4 protein-coding genes are annotated in these 12,197 nt (G+C 66.2%); 2 read left to right on the top strand and 2 right to left on the bottom strand.

The window, feature by feature from the left end:
• Window positions 1-133 precede the first annotated feature (133 nt).
• Window positions 134-631: an Lrp/AsnC family transcriptional regulator gene (locus tag JaAD80_RS02895; RefSeq protein WP_070223410.1), complete on the bottom strand. Its 498-nt coding sequence runs from the start codon at window positions 629-631 to the stop codon at window positions 134-136.
• A 153-nt stretch (window positions 632-784) separates the two neighbouring features.
• On the opposite strand from JaAD80_RS02895, the gene JaAD80_RS02890 reads away from it, so the two are divergent.
• Complete coding sequence (locus JaAD80_RS02890; RefSeq protein ID WP_102292799.1) at window positions 785-2,824, top strand: aminotransferase class V-fold PLP-dependent enzyme; 2,040 nt, start codon at window positions 785-787, stop codon at window positions 2,822-2,824.
• A gap of 405 nt (window positions 2,825-3,229) precedes the next feature.
• On the top strand, window positions 3,230-11,857 hold the full coding sequence (locus tag JaAD80_RS02885; RefSeq protein WP_374755219.1) for a GH36-type glycosyl hydrolase domain-containing protein: 8,628 nt from the start codon (window positions 3,230-3,232) through the stop codon (window positions 11,855-11,857).
• Here JaAD80_RS02885 and JaAD80_RS02880 read toward each other — a convergent pair.
• Window positions 11,843-12,124: a hypothetical protein gene (locus JaAD80_RS02880; RefSeq protein WP_102292798.1), complete on the bottom strand. Its 282-nt coding sequence runs from the start codon at window positions 12,122-12,124 to the stop codon at window positions 11,843-11,845. The genes JaAD80_RS02885 and JaAD80_RS02880 overlap by 15 nt on opposite strands.
• Window positions 12,125-12,197: the final 73 nt, after the last annotated feature.

The following is a 12,197-nucleotide window of genomic DNA, read 5'->3' as shown; positions in this document are numbered from 1 at the left end:
CCAGTATACCGGCCGCGCCGCGCGCACCGCCGCACCAATGCTGCTTACCGCTCATTCATGTTGCATTGCGGCAACGTGAAAAACAGTCAATCATGGCGTTTTTTCATGCTTGCGCGCCCTGCGGGGAAATCCGTCAGGCCGGCAAGCCGTGGGCGATCAATTCCAGCGGCAGTTCCGTGCTGCACTTGATCTGCTCCATGGAAAAGGCGGACGATACGCCCGTCAGCTGTGCCGCCTTGATGAGTTTTTTATAAAACGTGTCGTAGCCCTTGATGTCGGTGGTGACGACTTTCAGCAGGTAATCGATGTCGCCGCTCATGCGGTGAAATTCCTGCACTTCCGGCAAGACGATGACGGCGGCGGCAAAGCGGCGCAGCCATTTTTCATCGTGCTGTCCCGTGCGCACGCTGACGAAGACGGTGACGGGCAAGCCCACTTTTTGCCGGTTGACGATGGCCACGCGGCTTTCGATATAGCCGTCTTCCTCCAGCCGCTTGACCCGCTTCCAGCAGGGCGTGCTGGACAGGCCGATCTTCTCGCTGAGGGCGGCGATCGACAGGGTGCCGTCCTGCTGCAGGGCGGCCAGGATGGCACAGTCGAATTTGTCGAGGGAGGCGTTAGGGGAATTCATTTCGCTATTTTCCATTTTTGTAGCATGTACATGCTGCATGGTAGCGTATTTGCAGCATTGTTTGGCATATCTTCATGGGCCGCTGCCGCTAGACTGTAGATATGTTTCAGCCGCTAGCGCTGCCCCTTTTTATAGAATGCCCGGACTGCCATCATGCAAGAAATCTACCTCGACAGCAATGCCACTACCTGCGTGCTGCCTGCCGCCGTTGCCGCCGCCAGACAGGCGATGGAGCAGGGCTTTGGCAACCCCAGCAGCACCCACGCGACGGGCTTGCAGGCCAAGGCCATGATGGATGGCGTGCGCCAGCGGGCGCGCCGCCTGCTGGACGCGGGCGAGGGGCGATTGATGTTCAACAGCGGCGCCACCGAGGGCATCCAGACGGCCGTGCTGTCCGCCCTGTGCGCGCTGCGCGAGCGGCGCGATGCGGGCCAGCGCATCGGCAGCCTGCTGTTGTATGGCGCCACCGAGCACAAGGCCGTGCCGGAAAGCCTGGCGCACTGGAATCGTCTGCTGGGCCTGAACCTGGAAGTGCGCAAGCTGCCCGTCGATGCACACGGGCGCCACGATCTGCAGGCCCTCGGTGCGCTGATCGGCGACGCCGCCATGCTGTGCACCATGGCGGCGAATAATGAAACGGGCGTCATCAGCGATTTGTCGGCCATCGCCCAGCTGCTGCGACAGCGTGGCGCGGACGCCTACTGGATGGTCGATTGCGTGCAGGCGCTGGGCAAGCTGGCCTTGAACCTGGCCGCCACGCGTATCGATTACGCGCCGTTTTCCGGCCACAAACTGTATGCGCCCAAGGGCATCGGCATGCTGTACGTGCGTGCCGGCGCGCCATTTACGCCGCTGATGATGGGCGGCGGCCAGGAGGCTGGCCAGCGCTCGGGCACGGAAAACATGGCCGGCATCGCCGCGCTGGGCGCCGTGCTGGCCGCGCTGGAAGACGGCACGACCTTCCGTAGCCACGCCGACCTGGCCGCGTTCCGCGCGCAGCTGGTGACCAGCCTGGAGCACGCCTTCCCCGGCATCGTCTTCAACATGCCGTTCGACTTGTCCTTGCCGACCACGCTCAATTTTTCCGTGCCTGGCCTGTCCTCGAAGGAATTGCTGGACCTGTTCGACGCCGCGCGCGTGCGCGTCAGTTCGGGCAGCGCCTGTTCCGCCGCCAAGGCCCTCCCCAGTTATGTGCTCGAAGCGATGCACGTGCCGCAGTGGCGCGCCAGTTCCGCCATCCGTTTGTCGTTCGGCCCCCTGATCGACGCGGCGACGGTTGACGCCGCCTGCGCGCGCATCGAGCGCTGCGGCGAAGCATTGCGCAGCAGCTGCTTGCTGCCGTCGGCACTGGCGCCATCGCCGCACGACGGCGCGCAGGACGGCGTCATTCAGCTCAGTGTCGACGGCCAGTGCACCTGGCTGCTCAGCGACGCGGCCAGCGCCACCTGTGTCGTCATCGATCCCGCCGCCGCGCTGGTGCCGCGCCTGGCCGCCTTCATCCGTTGCCAGCAGCTCGATTTGCGCGCCATCGTGCATACGGCGCGGCCCGTTGACAACGGCGCGGCACGCCTGGCGCTGCTGCAGGAACTGTCCATCGAGCAGGTGGGCGACCTGGGCGCCAGCGGCGAACTGGCGCTGGGACAGCAGCGCCTGCGCCGTGTGGAATATGGCGACACGCACGTCTACCTGCTGGAGCAACGCTTCGCTTTCACCGGCGCCCTGGCGCCGCACCGCATCGCCTCGCTGCTTGATGCGGGCCTGGTGACACAGGACACGATACTGTGCGCGGCGCACGACGACGGCACCATCTGCGGCACCGCGCGCGCCATGCATGCCGGCGCGGCGCCCGCCGCCGAACTGCAGCTCGACGCGGCTGGCTTGCCGGCCTTTTTGCGTCAGCACCCCGACGCCGTCCTCGTCGATGTGCGCGAGGCCTACGAACATGCGGCTTGCGCCGGCGGCGTTTTCGCCGGCTGCGAAGTGCGCAGCGTGCCCTTGAGCCGGCTGGCGGGGCAGGTGGCCGCCTGGCTGCAGCAGCCGCAGCGTCCGCTGGTCTTTTTCTGCCGCAGCGGCAACCGCAGCGCGCGCGCTAGCGCCTGCCTGCGCCGTCTGGGCCATGCGGCGGCATGGCAGCTCAACGGTGGCATGGCCATGGCGGAAGCGACGCATCATCCGCTGGCCATCGCTGCCTGAGATCGCCAGTAGTTCCTGCATGACCTTGCACCGCGCGCTCCCAGGCGCGGTGCGGTCGTGGGTTTTCGCCAGTTCATTTCCTCCTGGCAATCTTTCCCCCGTTCACCCCGCCACTTTCTTTGCCGACACACGCCTAAAACGCCGGGTGTGTACGCTAGCGCACGGTCTTGCGCGCGGCGCGCCCCTACGATGAAGTTCAGAAAATCTCCCTATACCCTGAGATTCGTCGCAACGCTCCGGCGCTTCGCTTTCCGTTTTCGCCAGTGTCCGATCGTGTTCTTCCAGACTGGGCCAGCGTGACGGCGGCCGCTGGCTGCCTGCGCGCACCTAGCGAGGCCCAAGTTGAAAGAGTACACAGCAGTCGTCACGCAGCAAATCAAGGCACAGATTTCCAAAGCCAGGGGAATCTTCCGCGACCATACCCTTGCACCCGATACCTTCGACGCCGCGCGCGACGATGCCTTGCCCTTGCGCTCGGAATTGTTCAGCGCCATGCAGATGGCCGCCCATGGCAAGCACGTGGCCGCCGGCCATGCGGTGGGACGGCATCATGGCCGCGACCGCCTGCTGGCGCGCCTGGCCGACAACGCGGCCCTGATCACGGCCACCGTCAATGAATTGACGGCCACGGTGAAAAGCGGGCGCCAGGTCACGCCCGCCTCGGAATGGCTGCTGGATAATTTTTACCTGATCGAAGAACAGATCCGCACCACGCGGCGCCACCTGCCGAAGAACTACAGCAAGGAGCTGCCTCGGCTGACCTCCGGCACGGATGCCGGTTGTCCGCGCGTGTATAAAATCGCGCTGGAAATCATCTCGCATGGCGATGGCAGGGTCGACCTGGAAAACCTGTGCCACTTCGTCGAGGCTTACCAGGACGTGGCCACGCTCACGCTTGGTGAACTGTGGGCCGTGCCCATCATGCTGCGCCTGGCGCTGATCGAGAACCTGCGCCGCGTGGCCGTGCGCGTGGCCGACGACCGCATGCAGCGCGACCTGGCCAATACCTGGGCCGACCAGATGACGGAAATAGCCGAGCGCAATCCCAGCGGCTTGATCCTGCTGGTGGCCGACATGGCGCGCTCGAATCCGCCCATCACCAGTGCCTTCGTGGCGGAATTGTCGCGCCGCCTGCAGGGGCAAAGTCCGTCGCTCACCCTGGCCCTGTCGTGGCTGACGCACAAGCTGGCCGAATCGGGCCTCACCATCGAGCAGCAGATCCAGTCCGAGATCGGGCAGCAGGCGGCCGACCAGGTCTCGATCGCCAACAGCATCGGCAGCCTGCGTTTTCTCGGCACCATGGACTGGCAGGAATTCGTCGAGACCATGAGCGTGGTCGAGCAAACCCTGCGCCTGGACCCGGCCGGCACGTATGGCTTGATGGATTTCGCCACGCGCGACAGCTACCGCCACGCCATCGAACGCATCGCCAAGCGCAGCGCGCGCAGCGAAGTGGAAGTGGCCGAGATGGTGGTGCAATTGGCGCACACGCATGGCAATGGCAACGATGCGCGGCGCGGCCACATCGGCTTCTACCTGGTCGGACGGGGCGTGCTGGTGCTGGAAAAGCAGGCCGGCGCCAAATTGCCGTTTGTCGAGGCGCTGCAGCATACGGCACGCGCCGCGCCGCTGGCCGTCTACCTGGGCGCGATCGCCTTTCTGACCCTGGCCACCAGCGCGCTGCTGCTCGAACGCGCCGTGCGCCACGGCGTGCAGGGCTGGCCATTGGCGGCGCTGGGCGTGCTGGCGCTGCTGGGCAGCAGCCAGCTGTCCGTGGCCGTGGTGAACTGGCTGGCGACCCTGATGACGTCGCCGCACCCGCTGCCGCGCATGGATTACCAGGGCGGCATTCCGTCGGACGCGCGCGGTATTGTCGTCGTGCCGACCCTGATCTACAGCCAGGAAAACGTGGCGGCCCTGTGCGAGGCGCTGGAAGTGCGCTACCTGGCCAACCGCGATCCGAACCTGCGCTTTTGCCTGCTGACGGACTTTGTCGACGCGCAGGCGCAAACCTTGCCGGGCGACGACGCCCTGCTCCGCCAGGCGCAGGAGACCATCCGCGCACTGAATGACAAATACCGCGTGGAAGGCGTCGAGTACAAGGACAACGGCGACCCGGCCGACCCCGATGCATTGGGCCACGTGGGACCGTTCCTGTTGCTGCACCGTCCGCGCCTGTGGAATTCGCAGCAGAATGCGTGGATGGGGCAGGAGCGCAAGCGTGGCAAGCTCTCCGACCTGCACGCGTTTTTGCGCGGCGGCGCGCGCGACAAATTCTCGCTGGTGGAAGGTGAGTTGCGCGGCCTGCGCACCATCAAGTACGTGATCACGCTCGACACGGATACACTGCTGCCGCGCGACGCGGCGCGCGAATTCATCGCCACCATGATGCACCCGCTGAACCGTCCCGTGCTGGACGCGGCCGGCACCCGCGTGGTGGCCGGCTACGGCATCCTGCAGCCGCGCGTGGCCGTGGCGCTGCCCAGCGCGAACGCCTCGCGCTACGAGCTGCTGTGCGGCGGCGAACCCGGTATCGACCCGTACACGCGCACCGTTTCCGACCTGTACCAGGACGTATTCTATGAAGGCTCCTTCATCGGCAAGGGCATCTATGACCTCGACATGTTCGAGCGCGTGCTGGGCCAGCGCCTGCCCGACAATAAAATCCTCAGCCACGATCTGCTGGAGGGCTGTTACCTGCGCGCGGGCCTCTTGAGCGACTCGCAGCTGTACGAGGAATATCCGGCCCGCTACGACGCCGACGTGAGCCGCCGCCAGCGCTGGATCCGCGGCGACTGGCAGCTGATCGGCTGGCTGCTGGGCCGTGTGCCGGGCCGCGCCGGCAAGCGCGAACGCAACCCGCTGTCGATGCTGTCGCGCTGGAAGCTGTTCGACAATCTGCGCCGCAGCGTGGTGGCGCCTGCCACGACCTTGTCGCTGCTGCTGGTGTGGGGCTTCCTGCCGCACGTGGCCTTCTGGAGCGCGGCCGTGCTGGCCATCATCTTCCTGCCGCCCGTGTTTTCAGCCCTGTACGATTTGCTGCGCAAGCCGCGCGATACCCTGTGGCGCCAGCACCTGGCCGCGTTCGAGCGGCGCTGCGGCGTGCAGTTCTCGCATGCCATGCTGACCCTCGTCTTCCTGCCGTACGAAGCGTGGATCAGCCTGGACGCCATCGTGCGCACCCTGTGGCGCCTAGGCGTGTCGCACAAGCACTTGCTCGACTGGCGCGCCTCGAACCTGCACAGCTCCTCCGGCTCGCAGGCGGACAGCTGGCGCGCCATGTGGTGCTCGCCCGCGCTGGCGCTGGCCACCTTCGGCGCCTTGCTCCACTGGCGCCCGGAAGCCTTGCCGGCCGCCGCCGTGGTGCTGCTGCTGTGGTTCGCCGCCCCCGCCATCGCCTGGTGGATCAGCCGCCCGATCGAGCGCGCCGTGGCGCGCCTGTCGGCCGATCAGGGCCGCTTCCTGCACGGCGTGGCGCGCAAGACCTGGGCCTATTTCGACACCTTCGTCGGGCCAGACGACCACTGGCTGCCGCCCGATAACATGCAGGAGCATCCGACCCTGGTGGTGGCGCACCGCACCTCGCCGACCAATATCGGCCTGGCGCTGCTGGCCAACCTGACGGCCTATGATTTCGGCTACATCAGCATGGGCCAGCTGATCGAGCGCAGCCGCGCCACCCTGCACACCATGGGCGAGCTGGAACGCTTCCAGGGCCACTTCTATAACTGGTACGACACGCAGACGCTCAAGGCGCTGCAGCCGATGTACATCTCGACGGTAGACAGCGGCAACCTGGCCGGCCATCTGCTGACCCTGCAGCCGGGACTGGTGGAACTGTATGACGCGCCCATCATCGGCGCGCAAGTGGTGCAGGGCATCCGCACGACGGCGCAGGTGCTGCAGGAATGCATCGCCGCCGAAGGCGAAGGCAAGGCCATGCGCGAGAGCATGGCGCTGCTGCAGGCGCAGGCCGCGCCGGCCAGCCTGGCCGAATGGCATGCCTATCTCGCCGCCGCGAATGGCGCCGCCGACGCCTTGCTGTCGCTGACCTTGCACAGCGAGGATGGCGAACTGTCGATGTGGACTGGCGCCCTGGCGCGCCAGTGCCGCGCGGCGCTGGCCGAGTTGCTGCAACTGGCGCCCTGGGCGGCGCAAGCGGGCGTCGACGCGGCGCTGATGCGCGTACCGACCCTGCGTGAACTGGCCAACCTGGAGAGCATGGAAGGCGTGCCGTCCGAGCTGGCGGCGCTGCTGGCGCAGGGCCGCGAACAGGCCGCGCGCTACATGCGCGACATCGCCCATGCGGCGGGCCAGGCGCGCGACTTCGCGCAGATCGAATACGGCTTCCTGTACAACCCGTCGACAAAACTGCTGGCCATCGGCTACAACGTCAGCGAACGGCGCCTGGACCCCAGCTACTACGATTTGCTGGCGTCCGAAGTGCGCCTGGCCAGCTTCATCGCCATCGCTCAGGGCCAGCTGCCGCAGGAGCACTGGTTCGCGCTGGGCCGCCAGCTGTGCATGGTGGCGGGCCAGCCCGTGTTGCTGTCGTGGAGCGGCTCGATGTTCGAGTACCTGATGCCGCTCCTGGTGATGCCGAACTACCCGAATACCCTGCTCGACCAGACCTACCATTCCGTCATCGATGCGCAGATCGATTACGGCCGCCAGCGCGACGTGCCGTGGGGGATTTCCGAGTCCGGCTACAACACCGTCGACGCCAGCCTGAACTATCAATACCGCGCCTTCGGCGTACCGGGACTGGGCCTGAAGCGGGGCCTGGCCGACGACCTGGTGGTGGCGCCATATGCCAGCATGATGGGCCTGATGGTGCGGCCGGAGGCGTCGTGCCAGAACCTGCAGCGCATGCAGGCGGCCGGCTACATGGGCCGCTATGGCTTCTTCGAAGCCATCGATTTCACCACCGCGCGCCTGCCGCGCGGGCAGGGCAGCGCCATCATCCGCTCGTTCATGGTGCACCACCAGGGCATGGGCTTCCTGGCCCTCAGCTACCTGCTGCACGACCGCCCCATGCAGCGCCGTTTCGAGTCCGATCCGCTGCTGCAATCGGCCTTGCTGGTGCTGCAGGAGCGCACGCCGCAGGCGGGCGCGTTTTACTCGAATACGGCCGAACTGGCGGTGCTGCGCAGCGGCGCGCCCGAGCAGGCCATGCCGATGCGCATCCTCACGCAGGCCAACAGCGCCGTGCCGGAAACGCAGCTGCTGTCGAATGGCCGCTACCACGTCATGGTGAGCAATGCGGGCGGCAGCTACAGCCGCTGGAAAGACCTGTCCGTGACGCGCTGGCGCGAAGACAGCACGCGCGATAACTGGGGCAATTTCTGCTACCTGCGCGACCTCGACGACGGTGCAGTCTGGTCCACCATGTACCAGCCGACCCTGGCTGAGCCGAAGAAATACGAGGTGATCTTTTCCGAGGGCCGGGCCGAGTTCCGCCGCGCCGATCATGGCCTGGACCTGTACACGGAAATCGTCGTCTCGCCCGAGGACGACATCGAGATTCGCCGCACGCGCATCAGCAATAATTCGAACCGCCAGCGGCGCATCGAGATCACCAGTTTTGCCGAAGTGGTGATGGCGCCGGCGGCGGCCGATGCGGCCCATCCTGCCTTCAGCAAGCTGTTCGTGCAGACGGAAATCCTCGCGCATGAAAAGGCGATTTTATGTACGCGCCGGCCCCGCTCGAAAGAGGAGCAGATGCCGTGGCTGCTGCATGTGATGACGGTGCATGATATCGAGCGCTACGAAGTGTCGTTCGAGACGGACCGCGCGCGCTTCATTGGCCGTGGCAACACGGCGCAATTGCCGCAGGCGTTGCAGGAAAGCGGCCCGCTCAGCGGCGGCCATGGTTCGGTGCTCGACCCTGTCGTGGCCATCCGCTATGTCATCACCCTGGAACCCGACCAGGCCGTCACCGTCGACAGCGTCACCGGCATGGCCGAACAGCGCGACGCGGCCCTGCACCTGATCGACAAATACCAGGACCGCCACCTGGCCGACCGCGTGTTCGAACTGGCCTGGACGCACAGCCAGGTGGTGCTGCGCCAGCTCAACGCCAGCGAAGCCGATGCGCAGCTGTATGCGCGCCTGGCCAATGCCGTGATTTATCCGAATGCGGCCCTGCGCGCCGAGGCCAGCATCCTGATCAAGAACCAGCGCGGCCAGTCGGGCCTGTGGGCGTATGCCATCTCGGGCGACCTGCCGATCGTGCTGCTGCAGATACGCGACGCGGCCAATATCGAGCTGGCGCGCCAGATGGTACAGGCGCATGCCTATTGGCGCCTGAAAGGGCTGATCGTCGACCTGGTGATCTGGTACGAAGAGCAGTCGGGCTACCGCCAGCTGCTGCACGACCAGATCATGGGCCTGATCGCCTCGGGCATCGATGCGCAGGCGATCGACCGACCGGGCGGCATCTTCGTGCGCCTGGCTGAGCAGATCGCCAATGAAGACCGCATCTTGCTGCAATCGGTGGCGCGCGCCATCATCAGCGACTTGCGCGGCACCCTGGCCGAGCAGGTCAAGCGTCCGCCCAGCCCCGTGCTGCGCATGCCGCCACTGCTGCAGGAACCGGCGCGTGAACATGCCGGCGTGCCGCACCGGGCGCCCGCGCGCGAACTGATCCTGGAAAATGGCCTCGGCGGCTTCACGCCGGACGGGCGCGAATACGTGATCACCACGGGCGCGGATCAACAGACGCCGGCGCCGTGGTCGAACGTGCTGGCCAACGCGCAATTCGGCACGGTGGTGTCGGAAGGCGGGCAGGCGTATACCTGGAGCGAGAACGCGCATGAATTCCGCCTCACGCCATGGCAGAACGACCCTGTCTCCGACTTGTCCGGCGAGGCGTTTTATGTGCGCGACGAGCAGAGTGGCCAGTTCTGGTCGCCCTCATCCCTGCCGGCACGCGGCAGCGGCGACTACGTCACGCGCCACGGTTTCGGCTACAGCGTGTTCGAGCACAGCGAAGCGGGCATCGCCACTGAATTGTGCACCTACGTGGCGCTGGACGCGGCCGTCAAATATTCGGTGATCAAGGTACGCAACGACAGCGGCGTGCCGCGCCGGCTGTCCGTCACCGGCTATGTGGAATGGGTACTGGCTGACCTGCGCGCCAAGTCCGGCATGCACGTGGCCACCGAAGTCGACACGATCAGCGGCGCGCTGTTCGCGCGCAACAACTACAACACGGAATTTTCGGGCCGGGTGGGCTTTTTCAATACGGATGCCAGCATCCGTTCCATCACTTGCGACCGCAATGAATTCATCGGCCGCAACGGCAGCCTGGCGCAGCCGGCCGCCTTGCGCCGGGTACGCCTGTCCGGCAAGGCGGGCACGGGACTGGACCCGTGCGCGGCGATCCAGGTGCCATTTGAATTGCAGCCGGGGCAGGAGCGTGAAATCGTCTTCATCCTCGGCGTGGGCGGGCGCCGCAATGCCGACGCCAGCACCATGGTGCAGCGCCATGCGGGCAAGGAGGCGGCCCGCGCGACCCTGGAAAAAGTGCGCGCGCACTGGGAAACGACCCTGGGCGCCGTGCGCATCGAGACGCCCGATCCTTCACTTGACGTGATCGCCAACGGCTGGCTGATGTACCAGACCATCGCCTGCCGCCTGTGGGCGCGCAGCGGTTATTACCAGTCGGGCGGCGCCTATGGTTTCCGCGACCAGCTGCAGGACGCGATGGCCATGATCCATACGGCGCCGCAGCTGCTGCGCAAGCACCTGCTGCTGTGCGCGGCGCACCAGTTTGTCGAGGGCGACGTGCAGCACTGGTGGCATCCGCCTTCGGACCGCGGCGTGCGCACGCATTGCTCCGACGACTATCTGTGGCTGCCGCTGGCCGCCTGCCGCTATGTGATCGCCACGGGCGACGTCAACGTGCTGTCGGAAGTGGCGCCCTTCATCGAGGGGCGCGCCGTCAAGCAGGAAGAGGATTCGTATTACGACCTGCCCGTGCGTTCGGGCGAGTCTGCCGACCTGTACGAACACTGCGTGCGCGCCATCCGCCACGGCCTGCGAATGGGCGTGCACGGCTTGCCGCTGATCGGTTCCTGCGACTGGAATGACGGCATGGACAAGGTGGGCGAACACGGCAAGGGCGAGAGCGTGTGGCTGGCCTTCTTCCTGTATGAAGTGCTGCAGCGCTTTGCCGAAGTGGCCGTGCTGCGCGGCGATGCGCCGTTTGCCCAGTTCTGCCGCGATGAAGCCGTGAAACTGGCGGCCAATGTCGAGGAACATGCATGGGATGGCGAGTGGTACCGGCGCGCGTATTTCGACGACGGCACGCCATTGGGATCGCACAGGAACGAGGAATGCCAGATCGATTCGATTTCGCAAAGCTGGGGCGTGCTGTCGGGCGCCGCCAACAAGGAACGGGTCGCCGGCGCCATGCGCCAGGTCGACGCGCGCCTGGTGCGGCGTGACTCCGGCGTGATCCAGCTGCTCGATCCGCCGTTCGACAAATCCGATCTCAATCCCGGCTATATCCGCGGCTATGTGCCGGGCGTGCGCGAGAACGGCGGCCAGTACACGCATGCGGCCATCTGGACGGCGATGGCGTTTGCGCGCATGGGCGAGAGTGAAAAAGCGTGGGAGCTGCTGCGCATGATCAACCCCGTGCGCCACGGCGTTGATGCGCAGGCGGTGGCGCGCTACAAGGTCGAACCGTACGTGGTGACGGCCGACGTGTATGCCGTGGCACCGCACGTGGGGCGCGGCGGCTGGAGCTGGTACACGGGGTCATCGGGCTGGCTGTACCGCCTGATCGTCGAGTCCCTGCTTGGCCTGACGCGCGAAGCGGACGTGCTGCGCCTGGCGCCGAACATGCCGGCGGAATGGCGCAGCTTCAAGCTGCATTACCGCTTTGGCGCCAGCAGCTATGCGATCACGGTGGAACAGGCGCAGGGACGCGCCGCGGGATTGTCCGTCGATGGCGTGGCGCAGGCTGGCGACAGCATCGCCCTGCGCGACGAGGGCCGCGAGTACGCGGTGCTACTGCTGTTGTAGCGCGGGAGGGCCTTGCCGTGGCGCGTCGTGCTGTACATCGTCTTGCCGCGACTGCTCGTGCTGCCATTTGTCGTGCCCGGGACGGCGCCGCCCCGCCAGCAGGATCAGGCCCGCGGCAAACAGCAGCAGGTCGCGCGTGCGTACTTCCGGGACGGTTTGCCGTGCGCCGGATGGCGCCCGATGCTGCGTGGATGCGGCGCTGGTGGCCGGCAAGATGCTGGCGCAGGCGGCCAGGCATAGTGCCGCCGCTCTTCCTGTGAACTGCATACATTCCTTAAAAAAGCGCGCTGGCCAGTCAGGCCCGGCGCGCCGGTGTTCATGTCGACGACATTGTAATTAT

It is taken from the genome of Janthinobacterium sp. AD80 (assembly GCF_002878455.1).
GTDB lineage: Bacteria > Pseudomonadota > Gammaproteobacteria > Burkholderiales > Burkholderiaceae_D > Janthinobacterium.
The sequence above is the reverse complement of the archived record's forward strand: the minus strand, read 5'-3'. Positions and strand labels throughout refer to the sequence as shown.

Coding starts and splice junctions, on each gene's coding strand:
- JaAD80_RS02890 (WP_102292799.1), top strand. CDS start 785: ATGCAAGAAATCTACCTCGACAGCAATGCCACTACCTGCGTGCTGCCT.
- JaAD80_RS02880 (WP_102292798.1), bottom strand. CDS start 12,124: ATGCAGTTCACAGGAAGAGCGGCGGCACTATGCCTGGCCGCCTGCGCC.
- JaAD80_RS02895 (WP_070223410.1), bottom strand. CDS start 631: ATGAATTCCCCTAACGCCTCCCTCGACAAATTCGACTGTGCCATCCTG.